This window comes from Hymenobacter sp. PAMC 26628, assembly GCF_001562275.1.
Lineage (GTDB): Bacteria > Bacteroidota > Bacteroidia > Cytophagales > Hymenobacteraceae > Hymenobacter.
The window spans coordinates 1,118,451-1,140,300 of the sequence record NZ_CP014304.1 but is presented as its reverse complement, the minus strand read 5'-3'; the positions used below and the strand labels follow the sequence as shown (position 1 = coordinate 1,140,300).

General features: G+C 64.5%; 16 protein-coding genes. 9 read left to right on the top strand and 7 right to left on the bottom strand.

The features are described 5' to 3' along the window. Positions 1-195: 195 nt before the first annotated feature. Positions 196-1,272: an acyltransferase family protein gene (locus AXW84_RS05290; RefSeq protein WP_068229665.1), complete on the top strand. Its 1,077-nt coding sequence runs from the start codon at positions 196-198 to the stop codon at positions 1,270-1,272. Between the two features lie 132 nt (positions 1,273-1,404). Here AXW84_RS05290 and AXW84_RS05285 read toward each other — a convergent pair whose 3' ends face one another. Further along, positions 1,405-3,519 carry a M13 family metallopeptidase gene (locus AXW84_RS05285; RefSeq protein WP_068229662.1) on the bottom strand — a complete coding sequence of 705 codons (2,115 nt, stop codon included), beginning with the start codon at positions 3,517-3,519 and terminating at the stop codon, positions 1,405-1,407. Positions 3,520-3,676: 157 nt separating this feature from the next. On the opposite strand from AXW84_RS05285, the gene xseA reads away from it, so the two are divergent. The 5 genes from xseA to AXW84_RS05260 all read left to right on the top strand — a co-directional run bounded on the left by xseA (position 3,677) and on the right by AXW84_RS05260 (position 9,641). After that, a complete protein-coding gene (xseA, locus tag AXW84_RS05280) occupies positions 3,677-5,008 on the top strand; it encodes an exodeoxyribonuclease VII large subunit (protein ID WP_068229659.1) in 1,332 nt (443 codons plus the stop codon). 42 nt (positions 5,009-5,050) lie between these two features. Beyond that, positions 5,051-5,410: an exodeoxyribonuclease VII small subunit gene (gene xseB, locus AXW84_RS23060; protein WP_071891025.1), complete on the top strand. Its 360-nt coding sequence runs from the start codon at positions 5,051-5,053 to the stop codon at positions 5,408-5,410. A gap of 873 nt (positions 5,411-6,283) precedes the next feature. Then, a complete protein-coding gene (locus AXW84_RS05270) occupies positions 6,284-8,323 on the top strand; it encodes a S9 family peptidase (protein ID WP_068229655.1) in 2,040 nt (679 codons plus the stop codon). A gap of 113 nt (positions 8,324-8,436) precedes the next feature. After that, positions 8,437-8,958 carry a YybH family protein gene (locus AXW84_RS05265; protein WP_071891022.1) on the top strand — a complete coding sequence of 174 codons (522 nt, stop codon included), beginning with the start codon at positions 8,437-8,439 and terminating at the stop codon, positions 8,956-8,958. A gap of 188 nt (positions 8,959-9,146) precedes the next feature. Next, positions 9,147-9,641: a hypothetical protein gene (locus tag AXW84_RS05260; protein WP_068229649.1), complete on the top strand. Its 495-nt coding sequence runs from the start codon at positions 9,147-9,149 to the stop codon at positions 9,639-9,641. A gap of 64 nt (positions 9,642-9,705) precedes the next feature. Here the strand turns inward: AXW84_RS05260 and AXW84_RS05255 are convergent, their stop codons facing one another. From AXW84_RS05255 to AXW84_RS05245, 3 genes are all read right to left on the bottom strand, one after another. Continuing rightward, complete coding sequence (locus AXW84_RS05255; protein ID WP_071891020.1) at positions 9,706-10,116, bottom strand: DUF983 domain-containing protein; 411 nt, start codon at positions 10,114-10,116, stop codon at positions 9,706-9,708. A gap of 91 nt (positions 10,117-10,207) precedes the next feature. After that, a complete protein-coding gene (locus AXW84_RS05250) occupies positions 10,208-11,080 on the bottom strand; it encodes a helix-turn-helix transcriptional regulator (protein WP_068229645.1) in 873 nt (290 codons plus the stop codon). A gap of 68 nt (positions 11,081-11,148) precedes the next feature. Further along, positions 11,149-11,532 (bottom strand): MGMT family protein, encoded by a 384-nt coding sequence (locus tag AXW84_RS05245; protein WP_068229641.1) that lies wholly within the window; start codon positions 11,530-11,532, stop codon positions 11,149-11,151. Between the two features lie 213 nt (positions 11,533-11,745). On the opposite strand from AXW84_RS05245, the gene AXW84_RS05240 reads away from it, so the two are divergent. The 3 genes from AXW84_RS05240 (at position 11,746) to AXW84_RS05230 (ending at position 17,529) form a co-directional block, all read left to right on the top strand. Then, positions 11,746-12,810: an efflux RND transporter periplasmic adaptor subunit gene (locus AXW84_RS05240; RefSeq protein ID WP_082773715.1), complete on the top strand. Its 1,065-nt coding sequence runs from the start codon at positions 11,746-11,748 to the stop codon at positions 12,808-12,810. A 149-nt stretch (positions 12,811-12,959) separates the two neighbouring features. After that, positions 12,960-16,076 carry an efflux RND transporter permease subunit gene (locus AXW84_RS05235; RefSeq protein WP_068229638.1) on the top strand — a complete coding sequence of 1,039 codons (3,117 nt, stop codon included), beginning with the start codon at positions 12,960-12,962 and terminating at the stop codon, positions 16,074-16,076. Between the two features lie 88 nt (positions 16,077-16,164). Next, positions 16,165-17,529, top strand: a complete 1,365-nt coding sequence (locus AXW84_RS05230) for a TolC family protein (RefSeq protein ID WP_068229634.1) — start codon at positions 16,165-16,167, stop codon at positions 17,527-17,529. A gap of 107 nt (positions 17,530-17,636) precedes the next feature. Here AXW84_RS05230 and AXW84_RS05225 read toward each other — a convergent pair whose 3' ends face one another. From AXW84_RS05225 to AXW84_RS05215, 3 genes are all read right to left on the bottom strand, one after another. Continuing rightward, a complete protein-coding gene (locus AXW84_RS05225) occupies positions 17,637-19,973 on the bottom strand; it encodes a xanthine dehydrogenase family protein molybdopterin-binding subunit (RefSeq protein ID WP_068229631.1) in 2,337 nt (778 codons plus the stop codon). A gap of 29 nt (positions 19,974-20,002) precedes the next feature. Then, positions 20,003-20,986: an FAD binding domain-containing protein gene (locus tag AXW84_RS05220; RefSeq protein ID WP_068229628.1), complete on the bottom strand. Its 984-nt coding sequence runs from the start codon at positions 20,984-20,986 to the stop codon at positions 20,003-20,005. 126 nt (positions 20,987-21,112) lie between these two features. After that, positions 21,113-21,733, bottom strand: a complete 621-nt coding sequence (locus AXW84_RS05215) for a (2Fe-2S)-binding protein (RefSeq protein ID WP_068229626.1) — start codon at positions 21,731-21,733, stop codon at positions 21,113-21,115. Positions 21,734-21,850 lie beyond the last annotated feature (117 nt).

The window sequence follows — 21,850 nt, the reverse complement described above, 5'->3', positions numbered from 1 at the left end:
AGTTGGCTTTGAAAAAGAGAACACGGTGAAGTAACGACAAAGACATCGTTTCTTAACTGGCGTTGCAGGGGCGAGCGGCCCAGGGCCCTACACAATTATGGCATTGACGCAATCCTTTGTCCCCGGCGGGCGCCCGGGGGACGGGCTAGCCCAACGCGCTACCTTGCGGCCGTTCCCATTCGATACGACGGCTTGATGAAGCGGCACTTTGAGGTTTTGGACGGCTTGCGCGGCACGGCGGCGTTGCTCTTGGTGGCGTTTCACCTATTGGGCAGCTTTTTCCATAACTACAACGACAACCCATTGCGGCACGGGTACCTAGCAGTAGATTTCTTCTTTCTGCTGTCGGGCTTCGTGGTGGGCTACGCCTACGACGACCGCTGGCCGGCCCTTACCGTCCGCGATTTTTTGCGCCTGCGCCTCGTGCGCCTGCACCCGCTGGTGGTGCTGGGCATTGTGGTGGCGGCCCTTTGCTACTGGTTCGACCCGTACGTGGAGGGCCTGCAGCGCGGCGCAGGGCTACAGCTTGTGCTGAGCATGGCCCTGGGGGCCCTGCTGCTGCCCTCCCCGCCCCTGCCCAACCGCATCGCCCTGACGCACTCGCTCAACAGCCCAAGCTGGTCGTTGCTGCAAGAATACTTGGCCAACTTGGCCTATGCGCTCGTGGGGCGGCGCCTGGGGCCCCGGGCGCTGCTGGCCGTGGTGGCGCTGGCGGGCACAGTGCTGGTATTCTTTGCCGTGCACCACGGCCACCTGCACGGCGGCTGGCGCTGGGACAACCTGCGGATGGCACCGGTGCGGATGGCGTTCCCATTTGCCGCCGGGCTGTTGCTGCACCGCCGCGGCATTCGCATCCGCTTGCCCGGGGCCTATTGGGTATTGTCGGTGCTGCTGGGGGCCGTGTTGGCGGCGCCGGCGTTTCAGCCGGCGGGGCCCTACGAGGCATTTTGCGTGGTGGTGGTGTTTCCGTTCATCGTGGCGGCGGGGGCGGGCACCTACACCGCGGGGCGGCTGAGCGGGCTGTGCCGGGTGGCCGGCCGGCTGTCCTACCCGCTTTATCTGCTGCACTTTCCGTTTGTCGAAATCTTCTCGCACTGGGTGAATGCCACCAACCCGTCCTTCCTGCGGGCGGCGGCGGTAATGGGCGCGCTCTTCGGCTTTTTTCTGGTGCTGGCCTGGGCCGCTCTGCGGTTTTACGACGAACCGGTGCGGGCCTGGCTGAGCGCCCGGGCCCAGCGGCAACCACCCGCGCCCCAGCTGCGCAACGGCTGAACGAGCCGCTGGGGCCCCGCGGCCGCAGAACGCGCCGCGGAATGCAGCTACCAGAAAACCCCAGCCCAACGCAAAAGCCCCCGCTGCCAGCGTGGCAACGGGGGCTTTTTGCTGCAAGCAGCGCAGAAACTTCTACCAGATTTTGGCGCGGTCGGCTTGGGCGCGCACCATTTTGGCGTTGTCCTGGCAGCCAAAGGCTTTGTAAAACTCGGGCATGTTTTGCAGGGGCCCGATGGTGCGGAACTGGTTGGGCGCGTGCGGGTCGGTGAGGATGCGCATGCGGGTGGCCTCGGGGCGCATGTTGCTGCGCCACACCTGGGCCCAGCTCAGGAAGAAGCGCTGCTCGGGCGTGAAGCCGTCGAGCTTGGCCTGCTCCTTGGCCTGGGGCGTTTTCTCGAAGGCCTGGTAGGCGATGGTGAGGCCCCCGAGGTCGGCCAGGTTTTCGCCCATCGTCAGCTTGCCGTTCACGTGCACCGAATCCAACGGCGAGTAAGCGTCAAACTGCTTGCCCACTACGGCGGCGCGGGCCGTAAATTTCTCGCCGTCCTCCTTAGTCCACCAATCCTTCAGGTTGCCCTGGGCGTCGTACTGGCGGCCCTGGTCGTCGAAGCCGTGGGTCATCTCGTGGCCAATCACGGCGCCGATGCCGCCGTAGTTCACCGCGTCGTCGGCCTTGGGGTCATAAAACGGGGGCTGGAGGATGCCGGCCGGGAACACGATTTCGTTCATGCCCGGGTTGTAATAAGCATTCACCGTGGGCGGCGTCATGCCCCACTCGGTGCGGTCAATCGGCTTGCCGAATTTCTTCAGGTTGTCTTTGGTGGACCAGGCGCGGGCGGCCAGCACGTCGTTCAGGTAGCTGGTGCGGGTGATGGTGAGGGCCGAGTAGTCCTTCCACTTATCCGGGTAGCCAATCTTCACGGCGAAGGCGTTCAACTTCTTGATGGCCTCCACCTTGGTGGCGGCGCTCATCCAATCCGTGGCGTTGATACGCTCGGCGTAGGCGGTGCGCAGGTTCTCAATCATCTCCTTGGCGCGGGCCTTGGCGGCGGGCGAAAAGGCCTTCTCCACGTAAATCTGGCCGAAGGCTTCGCCCAGGGCCCCATCGGTGCTGCGCAGCATGCGCTTCCAGCGCGGCTGCTGCTGCTTGGCACCGCTCAGCACTTGGCTGTAGCGGAACTGCTCGTCGCCGAACTGCTGCGGCAAGGCCCCCATCAGGCTACTGGTGAGGTGCCAGCGCAGGTAAGTTTTCTGGTCGAGCAGCGGCTCCGCTTTCAGCATGGCGCTCACTTCCTTGAAGAATGCGGGCTGGCCCACAATCACTTCCTTGGCCGTGCCCAGGCCCTCGGCCTTCAGCATCAGCGGCAGGTTGAGGTTCGGGAAGGCCTTGTTGGCCTGGGCCACCGTCAGCTTGTTGTAGTTGGCGTAGGGGTCGCGCAGGTCCACGGGCTTTTTGCTGGCCTTGGCTAAGCGCGTTTCCATGCGCATCACCGTGGCGGCGTGGGCCTTGGCGGCGGCGTCGAACTCGCCGAGCAGCTTGAAGGTGTTCACCAAATACGTCTGGTACGCAGCGCGGATGGACTTCGAGCGCGCGTCGCCGTCGAGGTAATAGTCGCGGTTGGGCAGCGTGAGGCCGCCCTGCCCAAACTGCACCGCGTACTGCGAGCTGATTTTATCGTCGGGCGATACGTACGAGTTGAACCACGCGCCGCCGAGCGACACGGTAGGGTCGGCGAGCAGGCGCTGCATCCCGGCCAGGTCCTTCACGGCGTCGATGCGCGCGAGGTGCGGCTGGAGGTATTTCAGCCCGGCTTTGTTGATGGCGGCCGAGTCCATGGCGGCGGCGTAAAAGTCGCCCACCTTCTGCAGGTTCGAGCCCTTGGCGGCCGTGGAGGCCTGCTGGGCCGACTCGTCGAGGATGGTGCGCAGCGTGGCGTTGTTGTGCTCGGCGAGGATGTTGAACGAGCCCCAGCCGCTTTCGGCGGCCGGAATGGGCGTGTTCTTCATCCAGCTACCCGACGTGTAGTGGTAGAAGTCGTCGCACGGGTTCACCGACGTGTCCATGCCGGTCAGGTCGAGGCCCACGCCCTTCACCACCGGGTCGGGGACTGGGGCGGCGGGCGTGGTGAGAACGGGCGGCGCCGGCGGTGCGGCAGCCATAGCGGCGGGCTTGCTGCCGGCGCAGCCAGCCAGGGCCAGCGCGGCAGCGGCCACGGCCGCCAGGGGCAGGTGGGATGCTTTTGACATGGGTAAGGAAGAGAAAAGGATGAGGCGCTGCGGCCAGTGCCTGCACCGGAATTAGACAGGTGCAAAGTAAAGGCCCAAAGCACATAAGCCGCACACTGCCCGGCCAGGGTCCTGGGGCCCCAAAACCCGCGGGGGGCCCCGCCTGTATCTTGCGGCCATGCCGCTCTACAACCGCCGTTCCGAAGCCCCTGTGCCCGCGCCGCCCGCCCCGCTGGGGCTGGCCGAGCTGCTGGGCCGCGTGCGCCTGGCCCTGCACCGCCAGTTCCCCGAATCGTACTGGGTGGTGGCTGAGGTGGCCGACCTCACGCGGCCACGCTTCGCCGGGGGCCACTGCTACCTTACCCTCACCGAGCAGGCCACCGACGAGCGCGGCCAGCCCGCCAAGGCCCAGGCCCGCGCCACGCTTTGGAGCCAGCGCTACCAGCAGGTGGTGCCGGCCTTCGAGGCCCACACCGGCCAGGCCCTGCGCCCGGGCCTGCGGCTGCTGCTGCGGGTGCAGCTGCGCTTCCACGAGCAATACGGCCTGAGCCTCGACGTGCTGGCCCTCGACCCCAGCTACACCGTGGGCGAGCTGGCCCGCCAGCGCCTGCTGGCCCTGCAAACCCTCGGAATCAAGGGCTTGCTGGAGCGGCAAAAGCGGCTGGCCCTGCCCCTGGCCCCGCAGCGGCTGGCGGTCATCTCCTCCCCCACCGCCGCGGGCTTCCAGGATTTTGTGCGCCAATTGGAAGAAGCGCCCTACGACTTCGCCCTCACCCTGTTTCCGGCCATGATGCAGGGCGACGAGGCCCCCGCCAGCATCCGGGGGGCCCTGGACGCGGTGCGGGCCCGGCGCGGGCAGTTCGAGGCCGTGGTAATTATCCGCGGCGGGGGCAGCAAAACCGATTTGCTGGCCTTCGACGACTACGGCCTGGCCGCCGCCGTGGGCGCCTTCCCGCTGCCCGTGCTCACGGGCATCGGCCACGAGCGCGACGAAGCCCTGGCCGACCTCACCGCCCATAGGGCCCTGAAAACCCCCACTGCTGTAGCTGCCTTTCTGGTCGAGCGCCTGGCCCGGGTCGATGGCTTGCTGCACCACCTGGCCACCGAAATCCGCGCCGCCGCCGGCCACCACCTGCGCCAGCACCAGACACACCTGGGCCGCCTCGCGGCCCGGGGCCGCGCCGCCGGGCAGCGCCACCTGGCCGCCGCCCGCGCCGCCCTGCACCAGCGCGCCCGCCAGGCCGCCCAGGGCCCCCGCGAGCAGCTGCGGCAGCAGGCCCAGCGCCTCGAACGCTTCCGCTACCAGGTGCCGCGCGCGGCCCGCCGGGCCCTGGCCCACGAGCAGCAGCAACTGCGCCAGCGGGCCCGGGCCTTGCAGCAGCGCTTCGCCCGCCACCACCGGCGGCGGCGCGAGCACCTGCTGCGCCTGCGCTACCAGCTGGAGCTGGCCAGCACCCGCCACCTGCACCGCGCCGAACGCCGCCTTTGGGCCCTGCAAGCCAAGCGCTAGCATGGCCCGCCAACTTTTTAATTCTGCCTTTTTGCCTGCCCCATGCCCACCTACGCCGAATCTTTAGCCGAACTCGAAACCATCCTACGCGCCCTCGAAACCGACGCCGTGGACGTGGACGACCTCACGGCCCGCGTCGAGCGCTCGGCCGAGCTTATCCGCCTCTGCCGCCACAAGCTCCGCCACGCCGAAGCCTCGCTCGACCGCGTATTCGACAACCTCGACAACGACGAAGAAGGCCCCGATCCCGACGAGGAAGAAGACGAAACAGACGACGAGGAAATCCCAGAGGACGACACCGATGAGGAAGAGGAGGAAGAAGACGGTGGCGACAGCGAAGACGACGACCGCGACCAGGCGGGCGGCGCCGGCCGCCCCGCTCCCCCAGCCTGGAAATTTTAGCCCAACCCGCAGCGTGGACTTTGTATGCTGCGGCGCGTGCTACTTGCGGTGCAGCAGGCATTTGGTTTGCTTAAAGCTACAGCCCACGGCCAGTACCAGACGGCCGGCGCTGGCGGGGTGGTCGATGATCTTGGGCAACTGCACATTGGTATTCACCGAGAAGTTTTGTCGCCGCGGCGCGCGCAGCCGTTGTCGGAATTAAGGGAAGACGGCACGAAGGTGTTGGCCCCGCTGGGTCGGACACGCGCCGGCTACCTCAGCAGCGGGTAGTCGTTGAGAATGCGGTAGCGGTACAGCAGCGCAAAGCTGTTCTGGCTATGCAGGGCATAATGCCCATGAGGCAGCCCAACTAGAAGCACGTATTTTTTGAAATTTCCAGCCTTGATATTCAGCGGTAAAATCTTGGTTTATTGCCTCATGGCTATCCGACCAGGTGCCCATCGCGGAAAATTTCCTCGTCGGTGAGCGTGCCGGGAAAGGCCATGAGGTCGGCCTGCTCTCACGCCGTGAGGGCAATGCCCGATGGGGCCCCGGCAGTTGCAGCGCCGAGCCGAGGGGGGCCCGGTTCAGCGCAAAATCCATCATCGGCCGCTCGCGGCTGAAAGCTTGCAGCATCAGGGCTGCGAGGAAATAGGTAAAAAAGCTTTCAAAGCGGGGCCGAACGGTGGAGGCGTAAAAGTTAGGGCCCCGGGGCTACAAGCAAGGGCGGAACTGGGGCCCCGGGGTACCCAAAGCAGGTAGCGTGTTTTTTTCTAGGCAAAGGCTCTGGGCCCATACCCGGGGCCCCAGTGCAGCCATGCGGCATGATATATTATTATATGACTATTAATTAGTAACTAGCGGTCAGTACTTCACCTTGTTACTTTCACAACCATGCGTAAGCTCCTACCCGTACTGCTGCTGGCCTGGGTGCTGGCCGTACCCGCGCGCCCGGCGGCGGCCCAGGCCACTTTGCCGCCCATCATCGACCGCGAACTGCTGTTTGGCGACCCCGAGATTTCGGGGGCCCAGCTCTCGCCCGACGGCAAGTTCCTGTCCTTCATCAAGCCCTACCACGGCACCCGCAACTTGTGGGTGAAGGAATTGCGGGCCCCCTTTGCCAGCGCCCGGCCCCTGACCAACGACCAGGCCCGGCCGGTGCGCAACTACTTCTGGAGCCGCGACGGCAAGTACCTGCTGTACGCGCAGGACAAGGGCGGCGACGAAAACTTCAACATCTACGCCGTGGACCCGGCGGGGGCCCCGGCGGCCGGCCAAGCCGTGCCCGCCGCCCGCGACCTCACGGGCCTGAAGGGCGTGCAGGTGCAAATTCTCAACGTACCCCTGACCGACCCCAACACACTTTACGTTGGCCTGAACGACCGCGACAAGGCCTGGCACGACCTCTACAAGCTGAACCTAACCACCGGCGAGAAAACGTTGGTGCGCCAGAACACCGACCGCCTCGGCAGCTGGGTTTTCGACTGGAACGACCAGCTGCGGCTGGCCGCCCGCGCCAACCCCGACGGCAGCACCGAATGGCTGCGCGTGGAAGGCAACCAGCTGGCGCCCTTCTACAAAACGTCGATTGACGAGGCGAGTAGCATCGAAGGCTTTGCCAAAGACAACCAGCACGTGTACCTGGCCACCAACCGCGGCGCGGCCCGCAACCTGGCCGAAATTGTGCTGCTCGACCCCGCCACAGGCCAGGAGCAACCCTACCAGGCCGACCCGCTGAAGCGCGTGGACGTGGGCGAGTTCGTGCTGTCGGAGAAAACGCACGAGCCGGTGTACGTGGCCTTTGAGGACGACCGCCTGCGCCGGGTGTGGAAGGACAAGTCCTTCGAGCAGGATTTCGCGGTCGTGAACCGGCAGCTGCCGGGGCTGGACGTGCGCCCGGTGTCGAACACCACCGACGAGCGGCTGTGGCTGCTCGCGGCCACCTCGGCCACGCAGCCCAGCGTGGCCTACCTGTTCGACCACCAGACCAAGCTGCTCACCAAGCAGTACGAAACCTGCCCCAAGCTGCACGCCGCCGACCTGGCCGACATGAAAGTGGTGCGCTACCAGTCGTCGGACGGCCTGGAAATCCCGGCGTACCTGACCTTACCCAAGGGCGTGCCGGCCAAGAACCTGCCCGTTATCGTGGTGCCCCACGGCGGGCCCTGGTCGCGCAGTACTTACGGCTTCAATGCTTTGCACCAGTTTTTGGCCAACCGGGGCTACGCCGTGCTCTCGCCCAACTTCCGGGCCAGCACCGGCTACGGCAAAAAGTTCCTAGAAGCCGGCAACGGCGAGTGGGGCCGCAGAATGCAGGACGACTTGACCTGGGGCGTGAAGTACTTGGTGGCCCAGGGCCTGGCCGACCCGCAGCGCGTGGGCATCCTGGGCGGCTCGTACGGCGGCTACGCCACGCTGGCGGGGGTGGCCTTCACGCCCGATTTGTACCACGCAGCCGTGGCCATTGTGGCCCCGTCCAACCTGACGACCCTGCTCAACGCCATTCCGCCCTACTGGGAGGCCGGGCGCAAGCAGATGTACGCCCGCATGGCCGACCCCGGCACGGCGGAAGGCCGGGCGGTCCTGGCCCGGATGTCGCCGCTGGGCTCGGCCGATAAAATCAAAACCCCGCTGATGATCGTGCAGGGCGCCAACGACCCGCGCGTGAACAAGTCCGAAGCCGACCAGATTGTGGTGGCCCTGCGCGACCGCAACTACCCCGTGCAGTACCTCTGCGCCCCCGACGAAGGCCACGGCTTTGCCCGCCCTGTGAACAACATGGCCATGTACGCGGCCGCCGAAAAATTCCTGGCCGGCCACCTGCACGGCCGCTACCAGGCCAGCATGACGCCCGCCGTGGCCCAGCGCCTCCAGGAAATTACCGTGGACCCCAAAACCGTGGCGCTGGCCGCACCAAGCGTAGTAAGTAAGTAGCACGGCATAACCAGGTATTTTTACTCGTTTTCAATTAGTTACTGCTAATTTATACGGATCAAGTGCACTATTTTTATATATATTTGTCACGCACCTGAATTTCTCTCACTCTTATGAAAAGTCACTTACTTCTCCCCGGCCTGGCCGTGCTGTTAGGCACTTGCTTTAGCAGCGCGGGCACTCCACCAATCAAAGCGCCGAAGCCTACTAAGGGCCCCACCGCTGCCCGCCCCGCCGCGGCCGGCCCGACCACTATAGCCGCTTTAGCGCAACTGTGGAGCGAAGCTATGCAGCAGCAGGACATGGCCAAAGCCACGGCCTGCATGTCGAAAAATGTGCGTTTCCTCGTCAACGGGGAGCCAGTGATGAGCGGCCGGGATTCGGTAACCACGTACTGGCTGAAGCGGTCGTTCAGCAACACCAGCAATTTAAAACCCACTCCCCTGCAAATGAACAGCGACGCTACGATGGGTTACGGTACCGGTTATTATACCTACGATATTAAGCCGATGGCCAACCTTCCGAAAGGCGCCACCGGACGCGGCTCCTATATGATAGCAAGCCGCAAGGAAGGAGCCATCTGGCAGTTTGCTTACATACACCTGGCCGAAGACCCCATCAAGCCCAACAAGTAACGGCTGCCTTCTTACCTACAAAAAGCTGCTGGGGCCCCATTCCTCAGCAGCTTTTTTAAGGCCCCTGCGGCGGGCGGGCACCGGCCGCGCGGCAACTCAGCTACTGCTCGCTTCGGGCATTTGCAGTCTTGCTAGCAATGACAATTTCCTAACGACAAGCACTTTCTCTGTTCGCCCAATTTTCATCCATGAAAAACCTCCTACTCTTTCCAGCGCTGGCTGCGCTGCTAGGCGCTTGCTCCGGCAACGCCACCACGCCGCCGGCCGCCGCCACCGCTCCTGCCAGCACCATGGCTACTACCGATATTGGGGAGAGGTTTATGGAGGCCGCGATGAAATACGACTCCGTTAAAGTTCGGAGTATGCTGGCCGACCACATCGTGGTGCTTGGCGCCACGCCAAAACAGCGGATGACCGGCATTGACTCGGCGGCTACTATTGCCTTTACGTCGAATGATGGCACCGCCGATATGAAATTTATGCCGCTGGCCAAAGGCGGTGACGCCAACATGGTCTATTACTCGGGCTTTTACTCCCAAAAAGTATTGCCTTCGGCCAAACACAAGTTCAAGGGAGGCACTGATACTGGCTCCTACTTGATGATAGCCAGCAAAGACAGCAAGAATGACTGGAAGATTAGTTACTGCCACTTCGCCCAGGCTCCTTTGCAGGAAAATAAGTAATGCTGCCGCCAGCCCCAACGGCCGGGGCCCTAACCACAGGTAGTTAGGGCCCCGGCCGTTGGCGTTAGGCGCGGGCGGCGGGCTCGGGCCGGTGGGCCCGCCCGGGTTGGTAGTGCACGCCGCCGAACCAGTACAGCATCAGGGCCCGGGAGTAGCGCAGGGCCAGCGGCGTGCAAGCGGTAGCGGCAGCGCCCACCCCCACGATGTACACCCACAGCGCCGGGTCGCCGGCCAAGAAGTAGAGCGCCACCGTGGTGATGGCGAAAATGGCCACCGAAAAGGCGTAGCTCACGAACATGGCGCCGAAGTAGAAGCCGGGCTCGGGCTCGTAGGCCTGGCCGCACACGGGGCAGGCGGCGGGCATGTCGGCAAACTTGGTGAGGCGGTAGGCGGGGTGCGAAAACAGCGGGCCCTCGTGGCAGCGGGGGCAGCGCAGGGCCAGCAGGGCCGCGGCATCGGAGGCAGTGGGGGCCATAATTGACAGGACTTTTGTACCCCACAAAGGTCCGGCGGCCCGCCCCGGGGCCCCCAGCCCAATTGCGGGCACCTACCGGACAAATCAACGATTACGCGGGCGGGTGCTGCCGGAAGTCCTCCGGCGTTTGGCCCACGTACTTTTTGAAGTAGCGCGTGAAGTACGACGCGTCGTCGAAGCCCAGCGCGTCGGCCACCGCGGCCACTGGTTGCGCCGAGTGCACCAGCCGCCGCTGCGCCTCGGCCACCACCCGCTCGTGAATCAGGGCGCTGGCCGTTTTGTTGAGCACGCGCCGGCACAGGGCGTTCAGGTGGTTGGCCGTGAGGGCCAGGCGGCCGGCGTAGAAGCCCACCGTTTTCTCGGCGCGGAAGTGCGCATCGAGCAGCTGGCCGAAGGTGCGCACCTGCTGCGCGGCCAGCGCCGTTGGGTGTGGCACGGCCTGCGCGGCGTAGTGGCGCGCGGCCAGCTCCAGCACCAGGTACAGGTAGGCCCCCACCACCTCGTATTGATTGTCGGCCGGCGCCGCTTTCTCCGCCAAAATGCTGGCGAACAGGGCCCGGATGGCGGTTTCGTTGGGCGGCAGGTACAGCACGGGGGCCCGGGCGGGGTCAAAAAACGGGTAGGCCCCCAGGTGCTCGGCCGGGTACTGGCGCAGGTAGAAGGCGGCGCTGAAGAAGAAGATGTAGCCCCGCGCCTCGGCCGGCAGGGCCCAGCTGTGGGCCTGCCCGGGCGTGAGGAAAAATAGGCTGCCCGGCCGCAAGTCGTGGGTTACCAGGTCGATGGTGTGCGTGCCGCGGCCGTGCGTGACGTACAGTAGCAGGTAGAAATTATGGGCGTGCGGCGTGCTCACGATGGGGTAGCGCACGAGGTGGTCTTCGAGCCGCTCCACGTAGTAGAAGTGTGCCCGGTGCGAATCGGCCGGAAACTGGTCGAGGCCCAGCACGGGCAGCGCGGTTTTTTTCATAGCGTGGCGAGTAAGGACAGGGCCCCGGCGGCCAGCCGCCGGGGCCCTAAACAAGCAGCACTGGGGCCCTAGGCCAGCTCCGTGGCCGGGTTCCAGAACAGCTTTTCGAAGTCCACCACCGCGTCGTCTTCCACGCGCACGCCTTCGGCTTCGAGGCGCTCCTGCATGGCGGTGGGCGTGGGGAAGTGGCCGCGCCCGGTGAGCTGCCCCAGCCGGTTGACGACGCGGTGGGCGGGCACGGCTTCTTCGCGGCGCAGGGTGGCGGCGTCGAGGTTAGCGGCCATCAGGGCGTAGCCCACGGTGCGGGCCCCGCGGGCGGCCCCCAGGTAGTGGGCAATGGCGCCGTAGCTGGTGACGCGGCCCGGCGGCACGAGGCGCGTCACCTCGTGCACGTCGGCGAAGAAATTGCGCTCCGGAGCGGGCGCATCGGGCGGCGAGGCAGGCGTTTTCATGGCCTGAAAGTAGGCAGCGGCCGCCACGTGCGCCGTGCAACCCTGGCGGGGGGCCCCCGTCTTTACCTTTCGCTGAACCCAATTAGCGAACTACCCGTTACCGGAACTTGCCGCCAGCCACCTTTTGGCTACTAAGTAGTTCATCTTCATAGGTATTTTTTCATTACCTCCACCCTTACTGCCTTAGCCTACCGCTTGCATTACTTTTCCTTTATGCGCTTTTTGATTTCGGCTCGGCCCTTCGTGGCTTGCGGAACCCTGGCCCTGCTGGCCGCCTGTAGCTCCAAAACCGACGAAAAAGGCGGTAAAGACGCCAAGAAGAACAGCGGCCCCGCCCTGGTCGACGTGCTGGTGGCCCGTCCCTCGGCCGTCACCGATTCCATCGAGGCCAACGGCGCGGTGGTGGCCAACGACTACGTGGAGCTGCACCCCGAGGTGAGCGGCCGCCTCACCTTTCTGCAAGTGAACGAGGGCCGGCGCGTGAGCAAAGGCAGCGTCATCGCCCGCATCAACGACGCCGATTTGCAGGCCACGTTGCAGAAAACCAGGGCCCTGCTGCAAGTCTCGCGCCTCTCGCAAGACCGGCTGGAGAAGCTGCTGAAAATACAAGGCGTGAACCAGGCCGACTACGACTTGGCCGTGAGCCAGGTGCGCAGCAACGAAGCCGACGCTGCTTACACCCAGGCCATGCTGGCCAAAACCGTGATTCGGGCCCCCTTCACCGGGGTGCTGGGCCTGCGCCAGGTGAGCCCCGGGGCCTACGTGACGCCTGCTACCATCATCGCCACGCTCCAGGCCGACACCAAGCTCAAGGTCGATTTCACGCTGCCTGAGGCCAACGGCGGCGTGGTGCACTTAGGCGCCGTGGTCACGGTGCAACTGGCCGGCAACCCACCGCGCCGCTACCCCGCCACTGTGCTGGCCCAGGAAAGCCAGTTGAACCAAACCACGCGCAACCTCACCGTGCGGGCCCAACTGCCGGCCGGTGCGCAGGCCAGCCCCGGCGCCTTCGCCAAGGTGAGCGTGAGCACCGGCGCGGCCCGCCGCAGCGTGCTACTGCCCACCAACGCCATCATGCCCGGCGATAAATCGGACCAGGTGGTGCTGATAAAAAACGGCAAGGCGACGCTGCAAAATGTGCGCACCGGCGACCGCAAAGACGACCAAATCGCCGTCGTCAGCGGCCTGGCCGCCGGCGATTCGGTGGTGACCAACGGCGTGCTCTTCACCCAGCCCGGCAAGCCGGTGAAGGTGCGCAAGGCCACGGCCCAGAAATGATAAGTTCAGTGCTCGGTTTGTGCTGCCAAGCGGCGCTTGGCCCTGCCTTGGGGGCCCTGGCAACGTAGGCGAGGCCAAGCGCCGCTTGGCGGCACAAACCGGGCACTGATTTTAACCCGTAGCACACCGGCTAGATTATCCCTTCCGCTATGAACATCTCCGAACTATCCCTGAAGCGGCCCGTGCTCGCCACGGTCTTCAATTTGCTGCTGCTGCTGTTCGGCGGGGTGGGCTTCTCGTTTCTGGCCCTGCGCGATTACCCGGCCATCGACCCGCCCATTATCAGCGTCAACACGTCGTACACGGGGGCCAACGCCGACGTGATTGAGAACCAGATAACGGAGCCGCTGGAAAAGCAGATTAACGGCATTCCGGGCATCAAGTCCATCAACAGCAGCTCGTCGCTGGGCTCCAGCAACATTACGGTGGAGTTCAACCTGGGCGTCGATTTGGAGGCCGCTGCCTCCGACGTGCGCGACAAGGTGGGCCAGGGCGTGCGCTCCCTGCCGCAGGACATTGATGCCCCGCCGGTGGTGTCGAAGTCGGACGCCAACTCCGACAACATCCTCATCCTGGCCGTGCAGAGCCGCACCAAGAGCCTGATGGACCTAAGCGACTTTGCCGAGAACAACCTCCAGCAGCGCTTCCAGACCATCAATGGGGTGTCGGCCATCAACATCTTCGGGCAGCAGCGCTACGCCATGCGCTTGTGGCTCGACCCGGCCAAGATGGACGCCTACCAGGTCTCGTTCACCAACGTGCAGCAGGCCCTCAACGCCGAAAACGTGGAGGTGCCGGTGGGCAAAATCTACGGCGGCAATACCGAGCTGACCATCCGCACGATGGCCCGCTTCTCGACGGAGGAGCAGTTCCGTAACCTCATTTTGCGCGAAGACAAAAGCGGCATTGTGCGCCTCGGCGACGTGGCGCGCGTGGTGCTGGGCCCCGAAACGTACGAGCAGAGCTGGAAGCTGAACGGCGCCTACGCCGTGGGCCTGGCCATCACCCCCCAGCCGGGCTCGAACTACGTGGAGATTGCCGACGAGTTCAACAAGCGCCTGGCCCAGGTGCAGAAGGAGAATAAGTCCGACATCGAGATGCGGGTGATTGTGGACAACACCAAGATTGTGCGCGGCTCGATTGAGGAAGTGGAAGAGACCCTGGCCATTTCGTTCGGGCTGGTGGTGCTGGTTATCTTCTTCTTTTTCCGCAACTGGCTCACGGCCCTGCGCCCGCTCATCGACATTCCGATTTCGCTGATTGCCACGTTCTTCATCATGTACCTGGCGGGCTTCACCATCAACATCCTTACGCTGCTGGGCATCGTGCTGGCCACCGGCCTGGTGGTGGACGACGGCATTGTGGTGACGGAGAACATCTTCCGCAAGCTCGAAGAGGGCATGAACATCCGGGACGCGGCGCGCGAGGGCAGCAAGGAGATTTTCTTTGCCGTTATCGCCACATCGCTCACGCTGGCGGTGGTGTTTTTGCCGGTAATATTTCTCGAAGGCTTCACCGGGCGCTTGTTCCGCGAGTTTGGGGTGGTGGTGGCCGGCGCAGTGCTGATTTCGGCCTTCGTATCGCTCACCATCACGCCGGTGCTCAACGTGGTGCTGCACCGCGAAAATAAGGACGGCGGCAGCGGCCATGGCAAGCTCTACGACCGCACCGAACCTTTTTTCCAAGGCATGGAAAGCTGGTACGGGCGCATCGTGGGCAAGTTTCTGCGGGTGCGCTCCTTGGCCTGGGTGGTAGTGGCGGCCTGTGCCGGCATCATCTACTTCATTGGCAAGGGCTTGCCTACCGAGCTGGCCCCGCTCGAAGACCGCAGCAGCGTGCGCCTGGTCCTGACCGGGCCGGAGGGCACGAGCTTCGGGGCAATGGAGAAAATTAGCGACCAGGTGGCGGCGTTCGTCAACGATTCGGTGCCCGAAAACGACTTCGTGTTTGCCCGCACGCCCGCCGGCGGTAGCGCCAACACCTCGCAGGTCCGCGCCGGTCTGGTGCCGCCCGACCAGCGCAAGCGCACCCAGGAGCAGATAGCCAAGTACCTCACCCGCAACACCAAGCGCTTCAACGACGCCCGCATCTTTGTGGTGCAGGAGCAGACCATTGCCGTGGGCTCGGGGGCCAAGAGCAGCGTGCCGGTGCAGTTTGTGCTGCAAACCACCGACCTCGAACGCATTCGGGAGGCGCTGCCCAAGTTCCTGGCCGCCGCCCAGCAAGATCCCACCTTTCAAAACGTGGACGCCAATCTCAAGTTTAACAAGCCTGAGGTGCAGCTCACGTTTGATCGCCTGAAAATCAGGGACCTGGGCCTCACTACGCAGGACGTGGCCGCCGCCGTGCAGGGGGCCTTTGGGGGCCGGCGCATGGCCTACTTCCTGCGCGATGGCCGCCAGTACCAGGTGATTGGGCAGGTGGACCGCGACGCCCGCAGCGCGCCCAACGACATCAGCCGCCTCTACGTCACCAACAGCCGGGGCGAAAGCATTCCCCTGTCGGCGGTGGTGCACCAAACGGAAAACTCCAATCCATCCACGCTCTTCCACTTCAACCGCTTCAAGGCGGCCACCATTTCGGCGCAGCTGGCCGAGGGCAAAACCGTGGGCGACGGCGTGCGCGCCATGCAGGCCATCGCCGATAAAACCCTGGACCCCGACGTGTTCCAAACGGCCCTCACCGGCTCGTCGCGCGACTTTGCCGAAAGCGCAGGCAACACAATGTTCGCTTTTTTGCTGGCGCTGGTGCTGATTTACCTGCTGCTGGCGGCGCAGTTCGAAAGCTTCCGCGACCCGCTCATCATCCTGCTCACGGTGCCGCTGGCACTGGCGGGGGCCCTGCTCAGCCTGTGGGCTTTTGGGCAGACCATCAACATCTTCTCGCAAATCGGGATGATTATGCTGATTGGCTTGGTGACTAAAAACGGCATCCTCATCGTGGAGTTTGCCAACCACCAGCGCGCGGCGGGCCTGCCCCTGCGCGAGGCCGTGCAACTGGCGGCCCAGCAGCGCCTGCGCCCCATTTTGATGACGTCGCTGGCCACCGCGCTCGGGGCCCTGCCCATTGCCATGAGCCTGGGCGCGGCCAGCACCAGCCGCAAGCCGCTGGGCACCGTTATCGTGGGCGGTATTCTGTTCTCGCTGGTCCTCACGCTGTTGGTAATTCCGGCCATCTACACGTTTATTGCCAAGGAGCCCAAGCCGGCGGCTGAGGGCGAAAACGAAGCCGTAGTGGCGCACGAGCCGGCCGAGGTGGTGGCGTAGCGCCGCCTGGTAATCGCCGGGGCCCCGGCGTAGTTAAAACGATTCCCTAAGCAGCGGGCGGCGTTCATCCACCCGCCCACCCGATTCGATGAAAGTATTTATTACCTGGCTCCTCTTCTTTACTGGCGGCGTGCTGAGCCCCGCCGGGGCCCAAACGCAGCCCAAACTGCCCCCTGCCCTGCCGCCGGCCGACAGCGTGGCGCGCCCCCAGGCACCTACCCTTACCCTGCGCGAGGCGCTCCAAACGGCCCTCAAGAACAGCCTCGACATCCAAGTGAGCCAAACCAACGTGGCGGTGCAGGATTTGTACAACTCGGCGGGCTTCGCTGGGGGCCTGCCCACGGTGGGCATCGCGGCCAGCAACAACGTGGTGGTGAACAACACGCAGCAGGAATTCAACACCGGCCTGGGGGTGACGCGCGTGGGGGCCCGCTCTTCGCAGTACAACGTGGGCCTCACGGGCTCGTACCTCCTCTACAACGGTGGGCTGGTGGTGGCTACCCGCGCCCGCTTGGGCGAGTTGGAGCAAATCAGCCAGCTCCAGCTAAACTCGACGGTGCAGAACGTGCTGGCCGATGTGAGCCTGAAGTACTACGCCGTGGTGCAGCAGCAGCGTTACATCCGCACCCTGGAGGCGTCGGCCGAAGTGTCGCGGCAAAAGCTGGCCCTCATCAAGGCGCGCCAGAGCGTGGGCCTGGCCAACAACGCCGACCTGTTCCAGGCCCAACTGGACCTGAACGCGCAGCTGGAAACCAAGCAGCAGCAGGCCTTGGCTGCCCAGCAGGCCACCGCCGATTTGCTCCGCTCCCTGACCCTGGACCTAAACACGCGCGTGGCCGTGGAGGACACTATTCCGGTGAACCGGGCCCTGCGCTGGGAAGACATCGACGCTTCGCTCACCAAAAACCCCGACCTGCTGGCCGCCGAGCGCCAGGTGCGCGTGAACGAGTTGCTCGAACGCGTGGCCCGTGCCAACCGCTACCCGTCGTTGTCCATTAACTCGGGCTCCAACTTCGCTCGCAACCAGAATGCGGTGGGCACCACGCTCTTCAACCAGAGCTACGGGCCCTACGCCGGCCTCAGCCTGGGCGTGCCCATATACACGGGCGGCACCAACAAGCGCTTGGTAAAAATTGCCCAGCTCAACACCCAAACCGCCCAACTGCAACGCACTGCATTAGAGCGCAACTACCGCACCAACGCCCTCAAAGCCTGGGAGGCCTACCAGCAAACCCTGGCCCTGGTGAACACCGCCCAGGAAAGCTACACCACCGCCAAAAAGCTCCTCAACCTAGTGCAGTTACGCCTCAGCGCCGGCCTCTCGACTCTAGTAGATGTGAAACTGGCCCAACAGAGTTTCGAGGACGCCGGCTACCGCCTAGTAAACTACCGCTACAACGCCAAATCGGCCGAAATCACTTTGCAGCAGCTCGCCGCGCTGCTCACACCGTAGCGGCGCGGCCCCTAGGGGCCCCCACTGGGGCCCCACCACTGCCCAACAAAAAGGCCGACCCATTCCTGAGGTCGGCCTTTTTTTATTACTCCTATTCAAAACGCTTTCTACGACACTGCCTTGGCGCCCAGCACTTTGTCGGGCGTGATGGGCAGGTCACGCACGCGGCGGCCGGTGGCGTGGGCCACGGCGTTAGCCACGGCGGCGGCTACGCCCACCATCGAAATTTCGCCGATGCCTTTCACCCCCATCGCATTGATGTACGGGTCGTGCTCGTCCACAAATTCCACGGTCATTTCCGGGATGTCGGCGTTGGTGGGGATGTGGTAGTCGGCGAGGTTGGAATTGGTGTAGCGGGCCAGGTTTTGGTCGCGCACGGTGCCCTCCATCAGCGCGCAGCCGATGCCAAAAATGCTGCCACCAATGATTTGGCTGCGGGCCGTTTTGGCGTTCAGGATGCGGCCAGCGGCGTGTACGCTCACCCAGCGGGTCACGCGCACGGTGCCCAGCTCGGGGTCTACTTTAACTTCACAGAAGTGGGCCCCAAAGGAGTGCATGGAGTGGTGGCCTACCTCGTCCTTCTTGGTGGGGTCGGCGTTGGCGGCGGCTTGGGCGTCTTCGTATCCACTGCCGTAGCGGCCCTGGCCGTTGCCTTCAATGTCGCTCAGGTCGGCCCGCTTCATCACGTCGGCGAAGCCTTCGCCTTTGCTGGGGTTAGCCTTCAGCTGCAAGCGGCCCATTTTGGCCTCCACGTCGGCAATCTTGGCCTTGAATAAGGGCGACTTCTTGTCGAGCACCGCTACTTTAATGAGCTTCTGCCACACGTCCTGCACGGCCATGTACACCGACGATGACACCGTACCGGCAGCCACCGAGCCGCCTGAGTTGGGGGCCGTGGGCAGCTTGGTATCGCCCAGCTCGAAGCGGATTTTCTCCATCGGCAGGCCCAGGCCATCGGCGGCTACTTGGGTCATCACGGTGTAGGTACCAGTGCCCAGGTCGGTAGCGCCGGACTGCACTACGGCGTGGCCGTCGGCGTAGAGGCGGGCGCGGGCAGTGCCCTGCGAATTGTGCACCGGGTAGCTGGCCGTGGCCATGCCCCAACCTACCAGCAGTTTACCGTCGCGGGTAGCACCAGCCTTGGGGTTGCGCTTGCTCCAGCCAAAGAGCTCGGCGCCGCGGGCATAGCACTGCTTCAGGCCCTTGCTCGACCATTGCTGGCCGGTGCTGGGGTCTTTCTCAGCGTAGTTGCGCAGGCGAATTTCTAGCGGGTCGATGCCCAGCTTTTCCGCCAAGTCGTCCATCGAGCACTCGATGGCAAACGAGCCGGGGGCCTCGCCCGGGGCCCGCATGAAGGTGGACGTCATCACATCGGCCCGGGCCAACTGGTACGACGATTCAAAAGTCGGGCACTCGTACAGCAGGTTGATGATTTTGCTGTTGGACTCGGCGTAGTTGTCCCAAGGTGAAGTCGTGGACGTTTTCTCGTGGATGAGGGCCGTGAGCTTGCCGTCCTTCGTAGCCCCAATTTTCAGGGTTTGCTCCTGGTCCTCGCGGTGGCCCATGCTCGTAAACATCTGGGGCCGCGTGAGCGAGAGCTTCACCGGCCGCCCCACCGCCTTGGCGGCTTGCACCGTGAGGATGGTGTGGGGCCAGCACGAGCCCTTGCAGCCGAAGCCGCCGCCGAGGTACTTCGTCACCACCCGCACCTGCTCGGCCGAGAGGCCCAGCATGGCACTCAGCGACTTTTGGGTGCGCGTTACGCCCTGCGTCGATTCGTACACCGTCAGCCGGTCGGGGGCCTCCCAGTGCGCCGTGGTGGCGCCAGGCTCCATCGGGTTGTGGTGATTGATGGCGTGGGTGTATTTGTGAGTGAGCTGCACCGGCGCCGCTGCGAAGGCCGCCCGCGCGTCGCCGCGCCGGGTGTGGCCGTCGGCTTTGCCGTCCTGTATCTTCTCAGGATCAAACAGCTTGGCTTTCGGGTCTTCGTAAGAAGCCATCGGCTTCTCCGCCTGCACCTGCACTTTCAGCAGCGCGGCGGCGTACTGGGCGTGCTCCAGGGTGTCGGCCACCACCACGGCCACGGGCTGGCCGGCGTAGTAAATCTGGTCGCCAGTGAGCGGCAAAAAGCCCATGGGGGCCCCAATGGCCTTCTTGCCCTCGGCGTCGTTGGGGGTTTTGGCCAGCTTGGGGATGTTCTGGTGGGTGAGAATGGCCAGCACACCCGGCTGCTTCTGGGCCGCGCTGGTATCGAAACCCATAATGCGGCCCTTGGTCACGTCGCTGGTTTTGAGCACGGCGTGCACGGTGCCGGGCAGGTTGTTGTACTCGGCCGAGTACTTGGCCGCACCCGTCACCTTGGCGCGGCCGTCGATGCGGCTCAGTGGCTGGCCCACCACGCCGGCGGCGGGGTTAGTTTCAAAAAATTTCGGTTCGGTATCCATCGGAAGGTAAGGCTAAGGGCACAGTGGAATTAGCCGGCGACTTTCGTCAGGGCCTGCACGAGGGTATTCTGGGCCAGCTCCACCTTGAAGCGGTTATCGTCGCGGGGCTGGGCCCCGCGCAGCGCGGCGGCGGCGGCGGCGCGGAAGGTGGCCTCGGTGGCCGGGGCCCCCGTTAGCACTTTTTCGGCCTCGGGGCTGCGCCAGGGCTTGGTGCCCACCCCACCCAGGGCCACGCGGGCCGAGCGGATGGTACCGCCCTGCACATCAAGCCCCACCGCGGCCGAGGCCAGGGCGTAGGCGTAGCTGGCGCGCTCGCGCACCTTCAGGTAGGTCGAGCGGCGGGCGTGGGCGGCGGCTGGGATGGTCACGGCCACAATAAGTTCGCCGGGTTCCAACACAGTTTCGCGCTGCGGAGTCTTACCAGGCAGCACGTAGAATTCCGTGACGGGCACGCGGCGCTGCTTGCCTTTGGCGTTTTCCAAGGTCAGCACAGCGTCGAAGGCCGCCAGGGCCACCGATAAGTCGCCGGGGTAAGCCGTGGCAATGCACGCGTTGCTGGTGCCGAGGATAGCCAAGTTGTGGTTGTCGCCGTCGAGGGCCGGGCAGCCCGAGCCCGGCACCCGCTTGTTGCACGGAAACGCCGCATCGCGAAAATATCCGCAGCGCGTACGTTGCAAAATATTGCCGCCAATGCTGGCCATGTTGCGCAGCTGCGGCGAGGCCGCCAGCAGCAGCGACTCCGACACGGCCGGGTACTGCTGCAACACCAGCGGGTTTTCGCCCACGTCGCTCATGCGCTCCATGGCGCCAATGCGCAGCCCGTCGCTGGTTTGCTCAATGCCTTTAAAAGGCAAGAGGTTGATGTCTACCAGTTGGGAATGCTCCTCCAAGTTGGCCTTCATCAAGTCCAACAGCGTGGTGCCGCCAGCAATGTAGGCGGCCTGGGGGGCCCCCTGGCGAAGGCCGGTGGCCTCCTTGGCCGTTTTGGCCTGGGTGTAGCTAAAGTTATTCATCGGATCGGTAGTTGAGATGCGGTGAGGCAGCAAGGGCGGGCGGCCCCTGCGCAAGCAAGCGCAACGCGCGGCTGGAGCCCCACGTGGTCCGCCAAAGGCGCACCCGCGGGGGCCCCAGCGTTGGGGTTAGGCCTTGCCGGCCACCTCCCGCACGGCGGCCACAATGTTGGGGTAGGCACCGCAACGGCACAGGTTGCCGCTCATCCACTCGCGGCACTGGTCGTCGGAAGTGGCGTGGCCTTCCTTCACGCAGGCCACGCCCGACATGATTTGGCCCGGCGTGCAGTAGCCGCACTGAAAGCCGTCGTGCTTAAGGAACGCTTCCTGCATGGGGTGCAGGTCATCGCCCTTCGCCAAGCCTTCAATTGTCGTCACCTCCTTGCCCTGAGTCATCACGGCCAGCGTGAGGCAGGAGTTCACGCGGCGGCCGTCCACCAACACGGTGCAAGCGCCGCACTGGCCGTGGTCGCAGCCTTTCTTGGTACCGGTTAGGTCGAGGTACTCGCGCAGGGCGTCGAGCAGCGTTACGCGGGGTTCGGCGCGCAGAGTCCGGGCCGTGCCGTTGATGCGCAACGTAAGGTCGGTGGGGCCCTCTAAGGTGGTAGCGGGACCAGCTAGGCGGTCGGCGAAACCGGTGAGCGGGGGGGCCAGGGCCAGGCCCAGCAGGCCACCGGCTTGCTTCACAAAGCTGCGCCGTGATCCGTCGGCCAGGGGCCCCTCAGGAGCCGGGGTTTGGTCGTGGTTCATCAGGATTAACGTAGGACTGAAAAAGGAATGTCGGCCGCCAAAGGCGTAGCATTCTATACGCAGGCCGGGCTAGTTCTGACAATTCAAAACCCGAAAAGTTATCGTTTTGCCTTAATT